This window comes from Salinispirillum sp. LH 10-3-1 (genome assembly GCF_030643825.1).
In the GTDB taxonomy this organism is placed as follows: domain Bacteria; phylum Pseudomonadota; class Gammaproteobacteria; order Pseudomonadales; family Natronospirillaceae; genus Salinispirillum.
Genome location: NZ_CP101717.1, coordinates 2,141,214 through 2,160,710, shown reverse-complemented (window position 1 = coordinate 2,160,710; position 19,497 = coordinate 2,141,214). Strand labels below are relative to the sequence as shown.

Sequence of the window (19,497 nt, the reverse complement as noted above, 5' to 3'; positions counted from 1 at the left end):
CTCGAAAATGAAATGTAAGGGCAGTTCATGGCTGTGGGCAAAGCCACCTTGTTGGTTATTGACGATGACGCATCGGTACGTGAATCGTTGGCCGGATATCTCGAAGACTCGGGGTATGATGTACTGCAGGCCGCCGACGGAGTAGCCGGCCTTGAAGTCTTTTATGCTGATCAACCTGATTTGGTGTTGTGCGACCTGCGCATGCCGCGCAAGGACGGATTGGCCGTATTGCAAGAAGTTGTTGATCGACGCCCAGATGTACCCTTTATTGTTGTGTCGGGCGCCGGTGTTATGTCTGACGTCGTATCAGCGTTGCGGTTCGGCGCTTCGGACTACATCGTAAAGCCAGTAACCGACTTGGCGGTGGTGGAACACGCCATCGACAAGGCGCTTGAACGCGTCCGTCTATTGCATGAAAACAATACTTATCGTGAAACACTCGAAGATACCAATCAGCGTCTCCAGGACACCATTGAGACCTTAGAGGCCGATCTGCGCGCAGGACGTCACGTACAGCAAAGCATGCTGCCACCCAAGCCTTTTCAGGCACATGGTCTTAATGCGGACTACGAGCTGCACCCCTCGTTGTTTTTGAGTGGTGACTTTGTTGACTACTTTGAACTACAGCCCGGTGTTTTGCTTCATTATATTGTCGATGTCGCAGGTCATGGCGTGTCGTCGGCGATGGTGACTATCCTGATCCGCAACGAAGTGATTCGTTTAAAGAACGAATGGCGTTACAAGGTCTCGCAACACATTGCTCACCCAGCCGAGGTGCTGGCTCATCTTAACCAAGAATTGTTGCGCAGTAAGATAGGCAAGCACGCCACCTTGTTCATCGGTATCCTGGATTCTTTAAACCAAACTTACTGTTACGCCAACGCAGCGCATTTTCCTTACCCTATACTAAAGGTCGACGGTGCGGTTAAAGCGCTCGAGCTACCTAGTTCAGCCTTGGGGTTGTTCCCAAATGCGCGCTATGAAGAGTTTACCTTAAATTACGATAGCGAATTTGCAGTCGCTATGTGTTCAGACGGTTTACTGGAGATTAATACCGACCAGCCACTGGCTGATCGAGAACAAGCGTGGATGGAATTGGTCAGTGCCTGTGATTTCAGTGTACCCGCCATTTGCGCTCAACTTAGACTGCAGGACATTGAGGAGTCGCCAGACGACATGACCATTCTGTCGGTCACGCATTGGAACAGACTCCGGAAAGACAACGTATGAGACAAGGTCAAATCCTGGTCGCTGAGACCGATGATGCGTACATCTTGAAATTAGTAGGGGATGTACGCCTCACTCTATCGACAACCCTTGAAAGCTGTATTCAAAAAATGCTGACAACGGGGCGCTATCAACATGTTATGGTTGACCTCACAGAGGCCGACGGCTTAGACAGCACCACGCTGGGGTTATTGGCTAAGCTGAGCATACAAGTACAGCAGCTGCTGCATTTCGTGCCAGTATTGGTGTGGCGCTCGCCGGACATACAGCGGGTGCTGTTAAGCATGGGTTTTGCCGATACCGTCTATCATATGGTGGATACCATGGACTTGGCAGGCACCCAGGCCGAGGTGGTAGAGGCCATCGACAGCGACGAAGAGGAAATACGAGACCGCGTGCTCGAAGCACACCGTGTGCTTATGTCGTTAAACGAAACGAATCAGAATACCTTTCGTGATTTAGTCTGTGCTTTGGAACAAGGCCAGTGCTGATTGACCGGATGGCAAGCAGTCAAGGAATGTTATGAGTAAGAAATCAGCGAAGGTTGCAGTCCTTGGTGGCGGCAGCTTTGGAACCGTAATCGCCAACATTGCCGCCCAAAACGGTTGTGATGCTTGGTTATGGATGCGCAGTGAGAAACAGCTGGAAGACATCCGGGAAAGCGGTATGAATACCCGTTACCTGCCAAAGTACGAGCTGCATGAGAACCTGACCCCAACCAATGATATGGCGGCAGCAGTAGGGGATTGTGATGTATTGTTCGTGGCGGTACCCAGTAAAGCTTTTCGTGTTGTGGTGTCGGATGCTTTAGCGTATTTGCCGAAAGGTGCTGGCTTGGTGAGCTTAACAAAAGGTATCGAGCCACAAACCTTCCATTTAATGAGTGATATTCTACGCGAACTGGCCCCCGAACACGCTATCGGCGTCATCAGTGGTCCTAATCTGGCTAAAGAAATCGCGCAAGGCCAACTGACGGCTACGGTGGTTGCTTCTGCTTCATCATCTCTGCGTAATACCGTGCATGACCTGCTGGGAAGCCGGACGTTCAGAGTGTATGCGAATCCTGATATCTACGGTGTAGAGCTGGCCGGTGCCTTGAAGAATATCTACGCTATTGTCAGTGGTATGGCGGGTGCATTGGGCATGGGTGAGAACACGCGTGCGATGCTGATGACGCGTAGCCTCGCAGAAATGAGCCGCTTTGCCGTTAAGATGGGAGCCAATCCTCTCACTTTTATCGGCTTGGCTGGGATGGGAGACTTAATCGTTACCTGTACCTCGCCATTGAGTCGCAACTACCGGGTCGGCTATGCTATTGGCCAAGGCTATTCGTTGAAACAAGCTGTCAAGCAATTAGGCGAGACCGCTGAAGGTGTTAATACACTGCGCATGGTGAAGGAGAAGGCTGACGAGCTCGGTGTCTATATGCCGCTTGTCAAAGGGCTCTATGAAGTCGTTCACAATAATCAGAACGTCGACCTGATTGCCGAACATCTGATGTTAGGTGAGCGTGCGCAAGACGTCGACTTCATGTTCGATCAGGAATGAGGAAGCAACATGTCTAGTAACGAGAGAAGTAAGTGGGAATATTTGTTATTTCGTGTGCTGTACATGATTTTATTCTGGCTGGTCAGCCGCATCGCGTGGGTATTTCTCGGCATCTTTGCCTTAGTGCAATTAGTATTTGTGATGGTGCGTGGTGAGAAGCAGCCCACATTGCTAGAGATATCTGCCAGCACGGTTACCTTTGTGGAGCAGTGCGCCACCTACCTGACCTTCAACTCCGAATACAAACCCTTTCCGTTTAATGACTGGCCAGAGGTGTCGGTGCGTGAGGGTGCGGAACCTGGCAATGATTGAGTTGTATTTGTTGCGGCATGGGGAAGCTGAGCCGAGAGCGACACACGACTCTCAGCGCCGTTTGACGCCGCACGGGCAAGCAGAGGTGTTGGCCGCAGCCGAGCACCTGCCAGCCCAGCTGGATGTTCTGCTGCATAGCCCTTATTTGCGCACGCATGAAAGTGCACTGCAGGTGCTCAAGCAACGCAGCGCCTCGACTGTGCAGGTAGCCGATTGGCTAACGCCTGAAGCACCGGTCGATATGGCGCTAGAACAACTGTCTCAGTACAGCGGTTCGGTATTGTTGGTTACCCATAATCCACTGGTCAGTTATCTGGCGGCACGCCTCAGTGGGCAGTCGGTCAATCAGACGAGCTTTGGTACGGGTTCGCTGGCGCACTTGCAGGGCGATGACGTACTGCCAGCAAACTTGTCGTTTGCATGGTTGTGATCTCTAATCTATGACCAAGCCTATATTGCATTTCGCGCACGCCAATGGTTTTCCAGTGGCAACTTATCGGCGGTTTTTGACGCCTTTTCAGTCGACATACGATTTGGCGATGACGGATTTTATCGGGCATCATCCGCAATACCCTGTAACCAATAATTGGTTCAAGCTCTGTGATCATTTGATTCATGATATAGAACAACATGGAGAGCCGGTGGTCGGTGTAGGGCATTCGTTGGGCGGTGGTTTGATGTTTATGTCATCGTTATTACGGCCTGACTTGTTCAAGTCTGTATTGGTGTTGGACGTGCCCTTGATGACGTTCTGGGAATCGTCCATGTTTGCCCTGATGAAACGAACTCCTTGGCTGGACAAGGTTACGCCTGCCGGTCGAGCTTCTCGTCGCCGCGCAGAATGGCAGACGCAGGAAGATGCCTTTGCCTATTGGCGAACGCGCCCGCTGTTTCGGCGTTTTCCTGACGATGTACTGTGGGACTACGTTCATGCGGTTACCGAGCTCAATGAGCACGGGCTTTGGTCTTTGCGCTTTCGACCCGAGATCGAAGCCAGTATTTTTCGTACGTACCCAACCAATTGGGTACGCCACTATCATAAACGCCATGACGGCTTGCAGGTCGTGGTCGGTGAAGACACTCGGCTCGTTAAAGCACATCATGTGCGGTTGATGCGCGAACGCTTAGGTATTCCGGTTCACCAGGTGCCTGGCGGGCATTTGTTTCCCCTTGAGTTGCCTGAGGCGTCGGCAGAATTTCTGTTGACCTTGCTCGCGCGTAAAGAGGCCGTGGCAGATGCGTGAGAAGAAGCACGAGCTGTTAGGGCTAACACTGGCAGAATGCCAGTGGGGCAGTGGAAACTTTCCTGTATTTGCGCTGCACGGTTGGCAAGACAATGCCGCCAGTTTTGCGGCGTTAGGTGAAGCGTTAGAGCGCAAATCGTCCGACTACCAATTGATCGCTATTGATTTGCCGGGGCACGGTCATTCAAGCCACTTTCCTGCGTCGCAGTTTTATAATCTGTGGGACTATATTCCCGTTTTGGTCGCCAGACTGGAACTGGCCGCAGCACCGGTTTGGCTTTTGGGCCATTCGCTAGGGGGGATGCTCGGCACTCTGATTGCTGCTCTTCGGCCCGATTTAGTGCGTGGCATTGTGACCCTTGATATCGTTGGCCTCGCCACTGATCCTGTTGACCGTCAGTTAGAGCGCTACTTGGCGTCCCTTACAGAACAATTACAACCTATAAAACGCTTGGCTCCGGCGGCCAGTTTAGCCGCGGCGATTGCGCGTCGTGCACGCATTGGCAGCCCAGTCAGCGCGCCAGCAAATGCGCAGCTGACCTCGCGTGGAGTGTGTTGTGTTGGTGAGGGTGAGGCAGCCGAATGGCATTTTCGACTGGACCCAAGAGTCCGAATTGGGTCGGTTTGGCGTATGTTAGATGACCAAGCCAAAGCGCTGACAGCCAGACTTACTTGCCCTTGGCACGCTATACTAGGCGAGTCTGGGTTTTTCTCTCCCAACATTGTGGAACGCTTACGACTTGAGTTGCCAATAACGACTGTGACTTGGTGGCCTGGAGGTCATCATTTTCATATGGAGTCACAGCCCGACGAATTGTGGCTAACCCTAGAGCAGAGGATAACACTATGAATAAAATTTGGCTGACTGGGGTCGCTGTGGCCTTGTCACTTGCTTTACCCTCGAACGCATGGGCTTCGTCCGTGGCGGACGTGTTACGTGGTTTCCAGCCGTCTCGGTTGATGGACCAGAGTGTGGAGACAGAGCCGCAGCAGTTTTGGTGGCTCAAGAGTGCGGTAAAACGCATTGGTAGCGATTATGTGGCCGATAACGAGGAGCGTCTCGAAGTTCAGCGTTTGCGTTGGGAGTTGTACGAAATCTCCAGCAATCACAGCGAAGCTGCCATTTACGAGCGCATCATGGAGACGTGGAAGGCAGAGGGCTATGAAGAAACCTTCAGCTGTCGTGCTGTTAGCTGTGGCTCCAGCCAGCATTGGGCGGTTCATGTATTTGGCATCCCGATGCTGTATGGCCTGAACCGCAATCAGTTCTATTCTACCGGCAAAGTGGATGGCAATATACGCGTGCTGTATGTCGTGCGGCGCGGTACCCAGACCAACTATGTCTATTGGCTGGAGGCTTCACAGCAACTGAGCAGTGATGTCATACCTGATCGTTTGCGCGCCGGTGCCGCCATCAGGGCAACCGATTACGAGCCCGATGTATGGCTTGATATCCTCGACCGCCATCCGGAGTGGTCGTTGATGTTGGTCGGACACGATTACAGTTCATCGTTAGGGCAAGCACGGGCAGCTGGCCAGGCGGCAGCAGATCAAGTGCGGGACCGTTGGACGTCGGCTGGCGTGGCCGGTGATCGAGTCAATGTTGACTCGGTAGGCTACCTCGCCCCGAATGATGCCAACCCGCAAGCGCGCGTTAAAGTCATTCTGCCGCCGCAGTATCGGTAGTAGTGTTAGGAGATCAGGGTTGGAGCACCAAGACTTGTTGCCACATTGGCAACACCCCGAAGAATATCTGACCCTGAGCACCGTAGGCGATTTCGTCCGCTGGTGCAGCAGTGAGATGACGCGTCACGGCGTGTATTTTGGGCACGGCTCAGACAATGCTTGGGATGAAGCCAGCTTCCTTGTGTTGTCGGCGATCGCTCAACCACTCACGGCTGGTCCGGAACTATTGACGCTCACCTTGTTGCCGAGCGAGCGCCACAGGGTGGCGCAGTGGCTCGGCCAGCGCATCGAACAGCGCCTACCGCTGCCATACATCACTGGCGAAGCCTGGTTCGCCGGATTGCCGTTCTATGTATCACCGGATGTGTTGATACCGCGTTCGCCATTTGGCGAAATTTTGGCGAATCATGCCAGTCCTTGGTTGCAAAACGAACCCGCCAGTATTCTGGATATGTGCACTGGTTCGGGTTGTATTGGTATTGCGGCGGCCTTTGAGTTTCCAGATGCCTTGGTCGATCTGGCAGACATCAGTCGGACAGCACTGGATGTAGCGGAACGTAATATCCGGCGCCATCAGGTTGACGACCGTGTGCGGGCCGTTGAGTCTGACTTGTTCGTCGCGCTGGCCGGGCGTCAGTATGATCTGATACTCGCTAATCCTCCCTATGTTGATGCTGAAGACCTCGCTGACATGCCCGCCGAATACCAGCACGAACCGGCGCTGGCGCTGGGTTCCGGTAAGGATGGCTTGGATCTGACGCGGCGGATGTTGGCCGAGGCCGCTGATTTCCTGACACCCGGAGGACTGCTGTTCGTTGAAGTCGGCAACAGTGCTGCCGCCATGGATGCGGCGTTTCCCAACCTACCACTGACGTGGTTGGAGTTCGAGCAGGGCGGTCATGGCATTTGTGTGATCAGTCGGGAAGACTTGATCGGCGATTTCTAACTGTCCCTTGCAGGGCCCTCTGATATACTATTTTGACTGATTTTTATTTTATAAACGGCGCACTGCTTAGCCGCAATTAGACCGTATCCACAGAGAGCAATAACGCATGTCAGGTAACACCTTTGGTAAACTGTTTACCCTTACGTCCTTTGGCGAAAGTCATGGCCCTGCTTTAGGTGCCATTGTAGATGGCTGTCCGCCGGGCTTGGAAATCTCCGAAGCTGACTTGCAGATAGATTTGGACCGACGTAAACCCGGTCAATCGCGCTACACCACGCAGCGCCGTGAGGCTGATCAGGTGCGCATTCTGTCGGGCGTGTTCGAAGGTAAGACCACAGGCACTTCAATTGGCTTGATGATTGAAAATACCGATCAGCGCTCTAAAGACTATTCAAATATTCAAGACACCTATCGCCCAGCGCATGCCGACTACACGTACGATCAAAAATACGGGTTTCGTGACTACCGTGGTGGTGGTCGCTCGTCGGCGCGCGAAACCGCTATGCGTGTAGCTGCCGGAGCCATTGCGAAGAAGTATCTGCGTGAGCAACTGGGTGTGGAAATACGCGGTTATTTGTCCCAGTTAGGCCCCATAGAGCTGGCCCCCATTGATTTATCCATCGTCAATGACAATGCTTTTTTCTGCCCAGACCCGGATAAAATTCCGCAACTGGAAGAGTACATGCAGGCGCTGATCAAAGAGGGTAATTCGGTGGGTGCCAAGGTCAGTGTCGTGGCTTCTGGGTTACCCGTGGGTTTAGGAGAGCCGATATTCGACCGTTTAGACGCCGAGTTAGCCCACGCGTTGATGAGCATCAACGCAGTTAAAGGTGTAGAAATTGGTGATGGCTTCGCCTCGGTCGCGCAGAAGGGCACTGAACACCGCGATGAGATGACCCCGGAAGGTTTTCTCAGTAATCACGCTGGGGGCATTCTGGGAGGTATCAGTACCGGCCAGGATATCATTGCGCACCTTGCCCTCAAACCGACCTCGAGCTTGCGGTTACCCGGCCGGAGTATTGATCGAAAAGGTAACGCTATCTCGGTAGAAACCAAGGGTCGCCACGATCCTTGCGTCGGTATTCGTGCGACTCCGATCGCTGAAGCCATGATGGCCTTGGTGCTGATGGACCATTTTCTGCGTCATCGCGGCCAGAACAGTGGTGTGGTGCCGCCGCTGCCACCGATTGCCTGAACACGGATCTCCTAGAACTGGTTATCTGCGGCTGAGCGCACTACTATACAGGCTCAGTTTGAAGCAAGAAGGAGATTTCAGATGAAACGTCTTATGTTGTGTTTAGCGACCGTCTGGCTGTCATTCAGTGTGGCACACGCCGGTAATCATGGGGAACCTGTGGAGCTCGTCGGTGAAGTGGCCCGGGCTATTTTCACTACGGGCATTGATGATCGTGAGCCGGTTGATCAATTGGATGTCATTCCCGCAGGTTTGGGCAGTGTGTACCTGTTTACTGACCTGCGTGATTTTACTGGACAGCGTGTGTTGCATCGCTGGATGTACAACGAACGCGTTGAGTCCGAAGTAGGATTCAATGTGGGTGGCCCACGCTGGCGCACTTGGTCGTCGAAGACCATCCCGGCATCACAATCGGGTGAGTGGCGCGTGGATATTATTGATGGCGAAGGCTTTATTGTTGAGTCGCACTACATCAATGCTGAGTAATGTCTAGGGGGCGTTAAGCCCCCTTATTCTCAATTCAGCGCAGTGAATAATGGTCGGATTTTGTCTCTTAGGCTATTAAAGGCTGCTTATAGCCCGCCACTGACCGTCAGCGGCGAGCACTCTGATACAACTCAATATCTTCCAGCCAATCCAATTCTTGCAGAGCTTGTTCACGCTCTCGTATGCAATCGGTAGCCGGTGCATCCACAAAATAAAGCTCAAGCCGCGCCCGCTGACGGCGGTAATGTATTTGCATGCGTTGGTGGTCACTTAAGGCCGGGTACTTGTCCATAGCGGACATGATATCCGGGCGAAGCGGGGCCATGCCTGGTCGCTCAATGGCGGCGTCATCCTCTGGGTCAACGTGCAAGGTTATGTCTGTCAGGTCTGGGAAGTTGCGTCTCAGACGGGCAATCACATAGTCACCAATCTGGTGACCTTCGGATACCGAAATAAAATTGCCTACCTGAATATGCACATCGATGAAAATTTCGTTGCCCATCAGGCGAGTGCGTAGGTGGTGCACGTTATCAACGCCAGGTACCGCCTTAATTTCCTGACGAATCCGGTTCTGGATGTCTTGCGGAATGGCACGGTCGGCGAGGTCTTGTAATGCATTCCAGCCCAGCTCAATACCCATTTTACCAATCAGTACCGCGACGATCAGTGCCGCCCAAGACTCTATCCAGCCATAACCGAACCACGTGGCCACCACGCCGATCAGCACCACGAGGCTGGACCAGGCGTCACTGCGGCTGTGCCATGCATTGGCTTCCAATAGCGCGGAATTCAGCTTTTTCGCCCACCGCATGCCGTAGCGAAACAAGAGCTCCTTGGCGACCAACGACACCGCTGCAACGCCGATGGCCCAGATGCTCGGGTTGCTGGGTGCGTCACCAGCAAGGAGCCTGATGATGTTGTCCCATGCCAGCCCAATACCGACAGCTGTCAAGACGATGCCTAGAATAACGGTGCCTAGAGTCTCGAAACGGGCGTGCCCGTAAGGGTGGTCTTCGTCCGGCTCGGAATGCGCAACCTTGTTGATGATTAAGACCAAGAAGTCGGTCAGCAGGTCAGACAGGCTGTGAATACCATCCGCGATCAGTGCGGGCGAGCGGACGAGAAAACCGACCACCAACTTGAGTACGGACAGAAGTAAATCAACTGCGGTACTGATCCAGGTGACTTTCTGCATGGCGGAACCGCGTTCATCACGGCGGTTAATGGTGGTCATTAATCGGTTGCTCCAATGGATTCGCGGATTCGGTTGGCTCGCACGTCAGCGTACCATTGCGACGGGTTGGCGATATCGCCGTCATCATCCAATGGCGGGTAAGGAAGGCTGTGTTGCTGGCAGTACCGTGCCATCTTAGGATGGCACCACTCAAACAGTGTAGCGGTATATTCATCCGCTGGTAAGCGCGAAGGGCCCTGATATAAGCCGGCGCGTTGACGCTGTTGTTGCGCCTCGGAAAGAATCAAGGCTGCGGCCACCGACACATTGTACGATTCGACCATACCAAACATAGGAATGGTGATTTCAGCGTCTATCTCCGCGATGACTTCTGCACTCACTCCCTCTTTCTCGGCACCCATCACAATGGCGCATGGCAGGGTGTAGTCGACGTCGCGATAGTCTACCGCCTGTGCAGACAGATGTGCAGCATAGAGTTTGAAACCAGCCTGTTTTAAATGAGCGGCTGCTTCTTTGCCACTGCTGTGGACATGACGTTTCACCCAGCGTGCACTGCCACCGGCACTGCGCTTCCAAATACCGGTGCGCTGTCCGCTGGCGGCTGCAATATGCAGATTAAGTACACCACTGGCATCACAGGTGCGCAGTATCGCTGAGAGGTTCTGGGCTTTATGTACGCCGTCGGTCATTACCCTTAAGTCGGGCTGGCGTTGGCCTAATACGGTGCGGATTTTCTGGAAGCGTTCGGGCGTCATAATGTTTCATTAGCAAAAACGAAGCGCGAGTATAAATCAATCTAGGCCATAGGGAAAAAGCATCATCAAAACAGATGAAAAAACAACCCGTTTCGGCTAAACTAGCCTGCTTTATACCTGACTAAAGCAGTAGGATATTACTGAATGAATGTGAAAGACACTCAAGTGAGCCAACTGATGCCAGACGTTGCCGAGGCCGGCAAACCAGTGCAAAAGGGTACTCTGGATTGGGTTGGAATGAGTGGCATCAGTTTGCCATTTCCGTTGCGCGATGCGCAGTCGGAGCGACCTCTGCAAGTGCAGGCCAAGCTTAATACCTATGTTAGCTTGGATGATCCGAACGCCAAAGGCATTCATATGTCGCGGCTGTATCTGTCGGTTGAGCAAATGTCGAGAAGCGATGCAGTGACGCCTGCTGAGTTTGCTCGTCAATTGGATACCTTTATTGAGACCCATCAAGGGCTGAGTGAGCGCGCCAGCATAGCGGCCGAATTCGACTTGGTGACGCTGCGTTCATCGCTCAAAAGCGGAAATGCAGGGCACAAAGCCTACCCTGCTGCAATTCGTGCGAGCTATAAAGATGGGCAGGCAGAGCTGGAAATGGAAGTGAATGTACCGTATTCCTCCACGTGCCCCTGTTCTGCGGCCCTGTCTCGCCAGATCATCCAACAAGACTTTGCTGCGCGCTTTGGCGCTGACGGTCAAGTAAATGTGGAAGACGTTTTGGCTTATCTGGCCACCGAAGAAGGCATTGGGGCAACTCCGCACAGTCAGCGTTCTAATGCGCGAGTCAAAATCAAAGTTGACCCGAATTTGACGGCATTCCCGTTTTTGTCGTTGATTGATGCGATCGAAGCGTCGTTGAATACGCCGGTACAGACGGCGGTGAAGCGCGAAGACGAACAAGAGTTCGCTCGCCTGAACGCACGAAACCTCATGTTCTGTGAAGACGCGGCACGTCGTGTCACGGCGATCCTCAACCAGCAGAGTTGGGCGCGCGATTTCTGGTTGCGTGTCGACCACTTCGAAAGCCTGCACGCGCACGATGCAACCGCGATCAACAGCAAGGGTGTAGCGGGCGGCTATCAGCCTTGGTAAATTGATTGCTTGATTGAATGGCCTGAGCAGCCCGTCTATACTGGCTGCTCTACCTCAATCCTCCAATCAAGGAATTGTTCATCATGTTTGAACGAGTGTCTGTGGCACCTGCTGACCCCATTCTTGGCCTGAACGAAGCATTTAAAGCGGAAACGCGGGCGGAAAAGATCAATCTGGGGGTTGGCGTGTTCAAAGACGCCGGGGGTAATACCCCAATTCTGGACACGGTCAAAGAAGCCGAACGTCGCTTAGTCAACAGCGAAACCACCAAGGGTTATTTGAGCATTGAGGGTACTGCCGCTTATGCCGGTGCCGTGCAGAAATTACTTTTTGGTGCCCAAGCGCCGCTGCTTGACTCCGGTCGTGTCACCACCGTACAGGCGCCAGGCGGTACCGGCGCATTGCGCATTGGTGCGGAATTCCTGGTGCGTCAGTTGGGCATTAAAACCATCTGGGTAAGCGACCCGACGTGGGCCAACCACAACGGTATCTTTGCCGCTGCAGGCCTGACGGTGAAAACCTATCGCTATTTCGACGCTGACACGCGCGGTTTGGATATCGACGGTATGCTGGCTGACTTGTCGTCTGCACAGGCAGGCGAAGCTGTTTTGCTGCATGGCTGCTGTCATAACCCAACCGGTGTTGATCCTACCATTGCGCAGTGGGGTCAGATCGTTAAGGTACTGCAAGCTCAAGACCTGTTGCCTTTCATGGATTTTGCTTACCAAGGCTTTGCCGCCGGGGTGGATGAAGACGCCGCTGGTCTCCGCCTATTGGTGGAGCAGATGCCTGAAGTATTCATCGCCAGCTCCTTTTCTAAAAACTTTGGTCTGTACAATGAGCGTGTTGGTGCACTGACGGCGGTAGCGAAAACTCCCGACGCTGCTACCGCCGTATTGAGCCAGTTAAAGTCCATCATTCGAGCGGTTTATTCAAACCCTCCGTGCCACGGCGCAGCGGTGGTAGCGACCATTCTTACTGATCCAGAACTGACAGCGCGCTGGCACGAAGAAGTAGCCGCCATGCGTTCGCGCATTCTGACACTGCGTCATGAATTTGTGGCCGGTTTGAAGGCGCAAGGCGTGCAGCAAGACTTCAGTTTCATCGCCGAGCAGAAGGGTATGTTCAGCTTCTCTGGCTTGAGCAAAACGCAGGTCGAGCGGTTGCGCGACGAGTACGCTATTTACATGGTGGGGTCTGGCCGTATCAACGTGGCCGGTATGAACACTGACCGTATGACTTACCTGTGTAAGGCCATCGCCGCAGTTCTTTGACGGAGCTTTCACCTAAAGGAGCATTCATGAGCAAACCCTTCAAGGTTCATTCGCCTTATGCGCCTGCCGGTGATCAACCGCAGGCCATTGAGGGTTTAGCAAAGGGCCTGGAAGCCGGTTTGCGTGCGCAGACCCTGCTGGGCGTGACCGGCAGTGGTAAGACCTACGCCATGGCAAAGGTGGTTGAGACCGTGCAACGCCCGGCCATCATCATGGCGCACAACAAAACCTTGGCGGCGCAGCTGTACGGTGAGTTTAAGGAGTTCTTCCCGGAGAACTCGGTTGAGTACTTTGTTTCTTATTACGACTATTATCAGCCTGAAGCCTATGTTCCGGCCTCGGACACCTTTATCGACAAGGACGCCACGGTCAACGAACAGATTGAGCAAATGCGCTTGTCGGCCACCAAATCGCTGCTGGAACGACGCGATGTATTGATCGTGGCAACGGTTTCGGCCATTTATGGTCTGGGTGAACCTGAATCCTATATGCGGATGATCCTGCACCTCGTGAAGGGGGATCAGATTGATCAGCGCAGTGTGCTACGCCGGCTCGCTGAGTTGCAATACACGCGCAACGACATCGATTTCTTCCGTGGTAATTATCGGGTGCGCGGCGATGTCATCGACATCTTTCCTGCGGAATCTGAAACGGAAGCCATTCGCATTGAGTTGTTCGATGACGAAATAGAAAAGCTGGTGCTGTTTGATCCCTTAACCGGTGAAGTCATTCAGCAACTTCAACGCTACACCGTCTACCCCAAAACACACTACGCCACGCCGCGCGAGACTATTTTGGGTGCGCTTGATCATATCAAGGTCGAGTTAAAAGAACGGCTGGAGATTTTGCGCAAAGAGAATCGTCTGGTCGAAGCGCAGCGCCTGGAACAGCGCACCATGTATGATTTGGAGATGATGCAGGAGCTGGGCTACTGCAATGGCATCGAGAACTACAGTCGCTACCTGTCAGGTCGTGGTGCCGGACAGCCGCCACCGACGCTGTTTGACTACATTCCGAAAGATGCCGTGGTGTTTGTGGATGAAAGCCACGTGACCATCCCTCAATTGGGTGGTATGTACCGCGGTGACCGTTCGCGCAAGGAAACCTTGGTGGAATACGGTTTTCGCCTGCCTTCTGCGCTGGATAACCGACCGTTGCAATTCGAAGAGTGGGAGCGTTTAGCGCCCCAGTTGGTGTTCGTTTCGGCGACACCGGGCCCTTATGAGGCGGCGCATTCCGGCCAAGTGGTCGAGCAGGTTGTCCGGCCGACCGGGTTGATTGACCCTGAAGTGGAGATTCGCCCGCAAAGCACGCAGGTCGACGATCTCTTGCAGGAAATCCATCTGCGCGTACCCAAAGGGCAGCGCATTCTGGTCACCACTTTAACGAAAAGGATGGCGGAAGACCTGACCGACTTTTTGGCTGATCATGGCGTGCGCGTTAAGTATTTGCACAGCGATATCGATACCGTTGAGCGTATTGAAATTGTCCGTGATCTGCGGCTTGGTGAGTTCGATGTGTTAGTGGGTATTAACTTATTGCGTGAAGGTTTGGACATTCCAGAGGTCGCTTTGGTGGCGATATTGGACGCCGACAAGGAAGGCTTCCTGCGCTCCGAGCGTGCTTTGATTCAGACCATGGGGCGGGCGGCGCGAAACTTGGAAGGCAAGGCCATCCTCTACGCGGAGAAAATCACGCCCTCTATGGAGCGCGCCATTGCCGAGACCGATCGGCGGCGGGCTAAGCAGGTACAGTACAATCTGGATCGTGGTATTACGCCGCAAGCGCTGAAGAAAAACGTACAGGACATCATGGAAGGTACAGTTATCCCCGGTAAGGCCAAGAAGCAGACTGGGTTGCGCGAAAAAGTTCGGCAGGTGGCGGAGCCCAAGGCGGCGTATCGTACGCCGGGCGAGCTCACCAAACGCATTCGTCAAGTGGAAGATGAAATGCACAAGGCCGCCAAAGCCTTGGAATTCGAAAAAGCCGCTGCCTTGCGCGACGAACTGATGTCCCTCAAAGAACAGCTTAAACTATAAAGCGCAGTAGCCATCCGCCGTTTGTGTTATGAACTTTCGGCACGGGCTTTCGGGGTATGCCGCCAGCGCTCAACGGCGGGCCGGGAATGCGCGCTTTGCGGCATACGCCCTGCGCCCCTGCCTCAGCCAAAGTTCGTCGCACTCATGCCCGTCCTTAGCATCCCTTGTTCTATGATCCGCTCATTGCTATCATCACCAGATAAACAAGTGTTTGGCGAATAAACATATGACTATTACCGAGCGCGAGCAGCACATTCTCGAATGCCTGCGAGCTGATCCCATGATCTCACAGCAAGCCTTGGCTGACCGACTGAACATCAGTCGCAGTGCTGTTGCTGTGCACATCATGCACTTGATGCAAAAAGGCTATGTGGCGGGCAAGGGCTACATTCTGGCTGAGCAGAGCTACGTCGCCGTGGTGGGCGGTGCCAATATCGACTTGTCTGGCCGTAGCGCTGCCGCACTGCGCATGGGTGATTCGAATCCCGGCTCTTTGTCCGTGAGTCCTGGCGGTGTTGGGCGCAATATTGCCGAAAACTTGGCGCGCTTGGGCTCGGTTGTGCAGTTTTTTAGCGTGGTCGGGCAGGACGCTTGGGGCGACCAATTGTTGGCGGCGTGCCGAAGTGCGGGCGTCGGTGTAGACCACGTATTGCGGCCTGCCGATGTCAGCACGTCGGTTTACCTGTCGGTATTGGACGCCGATGGTGAAATGAAACTCGCGTTGAACGATATGGCGGCTTTGAAATACTTGGATGCTACTGCTCTGGAAAAACGTGCGGGCTTTCTGGATCGTGCCCCGTTGTGGGTATTGGACGCCAACTTGTCGGAAGAATCGCTATATTGGCTGTTTCAGCGGCGTGCCCACCAACGAGTGATCGTCGATACCGTCTCCGCCGCCAAAGTAGGGCGCCTAATCCCATATCTTGACCGCATTCATACCCTGAAGCCCAATGCCTTAGAAGCTGAAGTGCTCACCGGGGTTGTGGTGCAGGATGCAGCCAGTGCTAAACAGGCTGTCGCCGTGCTGCACGATAAGGGAGTGGAGCGGGTATTTTTAACACTGGGCGGGCAGGGTGCACTGTACAGTGTGAGTGGCAGCTCGCTCTGGCTCGATGCCTTGCCGGTGCAGGTGGTTAACGTGACCGGCGCCGGTGATGCAGCTCTCGCGGCCATCACACACGCTACCTTGCAAGACTGGGATGCTGAGCACAGCGCCCGTTTCGCCATGGCCGCTGCTGCACTGGCAACCACCAGTGCCCATACCATACATCCCCATTTATCAGAAACTGCCCTATTGCAGTTGTTGGAGGCTTCAGATGCAAAAATACCTTGATATTCACCCTGAAATTGCGGCGGCCATCGCAGCGGGAAAACCCGTCGTCGCGCTGGAATCCACCATCATTTCGCACGGCATGCCCTTTCCGCAGAATGTCGAAACAGCGCTCAAAGTCGAAGCCGAAATTCGTCAGCGCGGGGCTATTCCCGCTACCATGGCAATCATGGATGGCAAGCTAAAGGTGGGTTTGACCGAAGCGGAAATTACCCGGTTGGGGAAGGCCGGGCAAGACGTGATCAAATGCAGTCGCCGTGATATGCCTTTTGTGTTGGCGGCTGGAAAGATGGGCGCAACCACAGTTGCGGGCACCATGATCATGGCCGCACTCGCTGGCATTCGCGTGTTTGCTACTGGCGGCATCGGTGGAGTGCATCGCGGTGCGGAAACGAGCTTTGATATCTCTGCGGACTTGCAAGAGTTGGCGCGCACATCGGTAGCGGTGGTCTGTGCGGGAGCGAAGTCGATATTGGATATTGGCCTGACTCGCGAGTACTTGGAAACGCAAGGCGTACCCGTGGTGGGCTTTGGTACGGATGACTTACCGGCGTTTTATACCCGTGAGTCTGGCCACGCGGTCGATTACCGCTTGGACACGCCAGAAGACATTGCAGAGGCCTTGCGCAGTAAGTGGGGTATGGGGCTGGACGGTGGTGTGGTGGTGGCCAACCCCATTCCGGCCGAGTACGCCATGCCTAAGTCGGTGATTGATGGCGCCATAGCGCAGGCGTTGCAGGAACTGGAGGAGCAGGGCGTCAGCGGCAAGGCGTCAACACCATTCTTGTTGGCTCGGGTAGCGGAGTTAACTGGCGGTAGTTCATTGGACGCCAATATTCAGTTGGTGTTGAACAACGCGCGACTGGGTGCGGACATCGCTATGGCCCTGTAAGTAGTGACCCTTCACGGTCTCGATTCCCTTTGAAAATCAATTTGTTAGCTACTTTCAGTTGACATCTTACCGAGACCGGATAAAATGCGCAGCACATTCTAGGCACGTAGCTCAGTTGGTTAGAGCACCACCTTGACATGGTGGGGGTCGTTGGTTCGAATCCAATCGTGCCTACCAGAATTCACGAAGAAGGCGCAGTTAACCAGACTGTGCCTTTTTTGTTTGTGCTCTGGTCGTACAGAATGGTCAAAATATCACGGTTCTTGACGCACAGCAGTGTGTCCTGAGCACAATACAAGTGGCCCTTGGTATGGGTCACCACTGGAGATCTGTTATGCCTGTAATTACTCTTCCTGATGGCAGCAAGCGCGAGTTTGCTCATCCCGTTACTATCCTGCAAGTTGCCGAAGATATTGGCCCCGGTTTAGCCAAGGCGACCATTGCCGGTAAAGTGAATGGCGTAGAGAAAGACGCCAGTGATCTGATCACTGACGACGCCGATCTGAGCATTATCACTGCCAAAGACGACGCCGGATTGGACGTCATTCGCCACTCGACGGCGCACTTGCTCGGACACGCCATCAAGCAACTGTACCCTGACGTAAAAATGGCCATTGGCCCCGTTATCGACAACGGCTTTTACTACGACATCGATATGGAGCACAAGCTCACCGATGAGGACATCGTAGCCCTCGAAAAGCGCATGCTCGAACTGGCCAAGACCAACTACGACGTCGTTAAGAAGAAGGTCAGTTGGCAGGAAGCGTACGATACATTTGCCCAGCGCGGTGAGATGTACAAGCAAACGATCCTAGAAGAAGACATTGCCAAAGATGATCAGCCGGGCCTGTATCATCATGAAGAATACATCGACATGTGCCGTGGCCCGCACGTGCCCAATATGCGTTTCTGTCATCACTTTAAATTGATGAAGGTGTCGGGCGCTTACTGGCGTGGCAACTCAGAAAACAAAATGCTGCAGCGTGTATACGGTACGGCGTGGGCCGACAAAAAGCAGTTGGCTGCTTATTTGTTGCGCCTGGAAGAAGCGGAAAAGCGTGACCACCGCCGCTTGGGCAAGCAGTTAGACCTCTTCCATTGGCAGGAAGAAGCGCCCGGCATGGTGTTCTGGCACAAAAAAGGCTGGACCATTTATCAGGTGGTTGAGCAGTACGTGCGCGACAAGCTGGAAGAATACGAATACGAAGAAGTGCGTGCACCCATGGTGATGGACGTCTCCATGTGGGAGAAGTCGGGTCACTGGGACAAGTACCACGACAACATTTTTGCTACCGAGTCGGAAAAGCGCACGTATGCCGTTAAGCCGATGAACTGCCCCGGCCACATTCAGATCTTTAATCAGGGCCTGAAAAGCTACCGTGACCTGCCGTATCGCTTGGCTGAATTCGGTATCGTGCACCGCAACGAGCCCTCGGGTTCCTTGCACGGTCTGATGCGTGTGCGTTCCTTTACGCAGGATGACGCGCACGTATTCTGTACCGAAAGCCAGATTCTGCAGGAAGTCAGCGCGTGCATCAAAATGGTGTATGACGTGTACGCCGACTTCGGTTTTGCCGACAGCATTGATGTGAAATTATCGACACGCCCTGAAAAGCGCATTGGCAGCGATGAGGTTTGGGACAAGTCAGAGCAGGCTTTGGCCGAAGCACTGACCGCCAACGGTTTGAAATTTGACTATCAGCCCGGCGAAGGCGCATTTTATGGGCCGAAAATCGAATTTACGCTGTATGACTCCTTGGGTCGCGCTTGGCAGTGCGGTACTATACAGCTCGACTTCTCCATGCCTGGTCGTTTAGGGGCACAGTTTGTCGATGAAGACGGCGCGCGCAAAGAGCCGGTGATGATTCACCGTGCGATCCTAGGCTCGCTGGAGCGCTTTATTGGTATTCTGATTGAAGAATACGCCGGAGCCTTGCCAGTATGGCTATCGCCCGAGCAGGTAGTGGTCTGTAATATTACCGATAATCAGGCCGACTATTGCAAAAAAGTCGAGAAAGAGTTAAAAGCTCTGGGCTTCCGAGCACAAGCGGACTTGAGAAACGAGAAGATCGGCTTTAAAATCCGCGAGCACACTTTACAGAAGGTGCCATACATCGTCGTGATCGGCGATAAAGAGATGGCATCTGAGCAGGTTGCAGTGCGCACACGTCAAGGTGAAGACCTCGGGGCTATGCCTTTGAGTGATTTCGTCGCGAAGTTGTCGGCTGAATCTGCGCTGCTGGGTCGAAAGCAGCAATAGACTGGTCTTA

At 53.7% G+C, this 19,497-nt stretch carries 19 protein-coding genes and 1 tRNA gene; 18 read left to right on the top strand and 2 right to left on the bottom strand.

All coding sequences use genetic code 11. The features are described from left to right. Positions 1–27: 27 nt before the first annotated feature. From NFC81_RS09675 to NFC81_RS09625, 11 genes are all read left to right on the top strand, one after another. Entirely contained in the window at positions 28–1,230 is a 1,203-nt protein-coding gene (locus NFC81_RS09675) for a response regulator (protein ID WP_304994282.1), read from the top strand. Next, on the top strand, positions 1,227–1,718 hold the full coding sequence (locus NFC81_RS09670) for an STAS domain-containing protein (protein WP_304994281.1): 492 nt from the start codon (positions 1,227–1,229) through the stop codon (positions 1,716–1,718). The genes NFC81_RS09675 and NFC81_RS09670 overlap by 4 nt, the downstream gene beginning before the upstream one ends. Positions 1,719–1,749: 31 nt before the next feature. After that, the gene (locus tag NFC81_RS09665) at positions 1,750–2,775 is read left to right on the top strand and encodes an NAD(P)H-dependent glycerol-3-phosphate dehydrogenase (RefSeq protein ID WP_304994280.1); all 1,026 of its coding nucleotides are present in this window, start codon (positions 1,750–1,752) and stop codon (positions 2,773–2,775) included. 9 nt (positions 2,776–2,784) lie between these two features. After that, complete coding sequence (locus tag NFC81_RS09660) at positions 2,785–3,087, top strand: DUF4389 domain-containing protein (RefSeq protein WP_304994279.1); 303 nt, start codon at positions 2,785–2,787, stop codon at positions 3,085–3,087. Further along, a complete protein-coding gene (gene sixA, locus NFC81_RS09655; protein WP_304994278.1) occupies positions 3,080–3,517 on the top strand; it encodes a phosphohistidine phosphatase SixA in 438 nt (145 codons plus the stop codon). Before NFC81_RS09660 ends, sixA begins: the two co-directional genes overlap by 8 nt. Before the next feature lie 10 nt (positions 3,518–3,527). Beyond that, positions 3,528–4,331: an alpha/beta fold hydrolase gene (locus tag NFC81_RS09650; RefSeq protein WP_304994277.1), complete on the top strand. Its 804-nt coding sequence runs from the start codon at positions 3,528–3,530 to the stop codon at positions 4,329–4,331. After that, complete coding sequence (locus NFC81_RS09645) at positions 4,324–5,181, top strand: alpha/beta fold hydrolase (RefSeq protein ID WP_304994276.1); 858 nt, start codon at positions 4,324–4,326, stop codon at positions 5,179–5,181. Before NFC81_RS09650 ends, NFC81_RS09645 begins: the two co-directional genes overlap by 8 nt. Beyond that, positions 5,178–6,017 carry a DUF4892 domain-containing protein gene (locus NFC81_RS09640; protein WP_304994275.1) on the top strand — a complete coding sequence of 280 codons (840 nt, stop codon included), beginning with the start codon at positions 5,178–5,180 and terminating at the stop codon, positions 6,015–6,017. Before NFC81_RS09645 ends, NFC81_RS09640 begins: the two co-directional genes overlap by 4 nt. Positions 6,018–6,036: 19 nt before the next feature. Continuing rightward, positions 6,037–6,963, top strand: coding sequence for a 50S ribosomal protein L3 N(5)-glutamine methyltransferase (prmB, locus tag NFC81_RS09635; RefSeq protein ID WP_304994274.1), 927 nt, complete (start codon positions 6,037–6,039; stop codon positions 6,961–6,963). A gap of 106 nt (positions 6,964–7,069) precedes the next feature. Beyond that, on the top strand, positions 7,070–8,158 hold the full coding sequence (aroC, locus tag NFC81_RS09630) for a chorismate synthase (RefSeq protein ID WP_304994273.1): 1,089 nt from the start codon (positions 7,070–7,072) through the stop codon (positions 8,156–8,158). Positions 8,159–8,239: 81 nt separating this feature from the next. Further along, positions 8,240–8,644 carry a DUF2914 domain-containing protein gene (locus NFC81_RS09625; RefSeq protein WP_304994272.1) on the top strand — a complete coding sequence of 135 codons (405 nt, stop codon included), beginning with the start codon at positions 8,240–8,242 and terminating at the stop codon, positions 8,642–8,644. Between the two features lie 106 nt (positions 8,645–8,750). On the opposite strand, the gene NFC81_RS09620 is transcribed toward NFC81_RS09625, so the two are convergent. Both NFC81_RS09620 and trmH read right to left on the bottom strand, forming a co-directional pair. Next, positions 8,751–9,878: a cation diffusion facilitator family transporter gene (locus NFC81_RS09620; protein WP_304994271.1), complete on the bottom strand. Its 1,128-nt coding sequence runs from the start codon at positions 9,876–9,878 to the stop codon at positions 8,751–8,753. Next, positions 9,878–10,594 (bottom strand): tRNA (guanosine(18)-2'-O)-methyltransferase TrmH, encoded by a 717-nt coding sequence (gene trmH / locus NFC81_RS09615; protein ID WP_304994270.1) that lies wholly within the window; start codon positions 10,592–10,594, stop codon positions 9,878–9,880. The genes NFC81_RS09620 and trmH overlap by 1 nt, the downstream gene beginning before the upstream one ends. Positions 10,595–10,738: 144 nt before the next feature. Here trmH and folE2 point away from each other — a divergent pair, with 144 nt between their 5' ends. The 7 genes from folE2 (at position 10,739) to thrS (ending at position 19,487) form a co-directional block, all read left to right on the top strand. Beyond that, on the top strand, positions 10,739–11,692 hold the full coding sequence (gene folE2 / locus NFC81_RS09610) for a GTP cyclohydrolase FolE2 (protein ID WP_304994269.1): 954 nt from the start codon (positions 10,739–10,741) through the stop codon (positions 11,690–11,692). An 83-nt stretch (positions 11,693–11,775) separates the two neighbouring features. Next, positions 11,776–12,966: an amino acid aminotransferase gene (locus NFC81_RS09605; RefSeq protein WP_304994268.1), complete on the top strand. Its 1,191-nt coding sequence runs from the start codon at positions 11,776–11,778 to the stop codon at positions 12,964–12,966. A 26-nt stretch (positions 12,967–12,992) separates the two neighbouring features. After that, positions 12,993–15,005, top strand: a complete 2,013-nt coding sequence (gene uvrB, locus NFC81_RS09600; protein ID WP_304994267.1) for an excinuclease ABC subunit UvrB — start codon at positions 12,993–12,995, stop codon at positions 15,003–15,005. Positions 15,006–15,231: 226 nt separating this feature from the next. Next, complete coding sequence (locus NFC81_RS09595; protein WP_304994266.1) at positions 15,232–16,338, top strand: PfkB family carbohydrate kinase; 1,107 nt, start codon at positions 15,232–15,234, stop codon at positions 16,336–16,338. After that, positions 16,322–17,227: a pseudouridine-5'-phosphate glycosidase gene (locus tag NFC81_RS09590; RefSeq protein ID WP_304994265.1), complete on the top strand. Its 906-nt coding sequence runs from the start codon at positions 16,322–16,324 to the stop codon at positions 17,225–17,227. The genes NFC81_RS09595 and NFC81_RS09590 overlap by 17 nt, the downstream gene beginning before the upstream one ends. A 100-nt stretch (positions 17,228–17,327) precedes the next feature. Next, a tRNA-Val gene (locus NFC81_RS09585) sits at positions 17,328–17,404 on the top strand. A gap of 157 nt (positions 17,405–17,561) precedes the next feature. Then, complete coding sequence (gene thrS / locus NFC81_RS09580; protein ID WP_304994264.1) at positions 17,562–19,487, top strand: threonine--tRNA ligase; 1,926 nt, start codon at positions 17,562–17,564, stop codon at positions 19,485–19,487. Positions 19,488–19,497 lie beyond the last annotated feature (10 nt).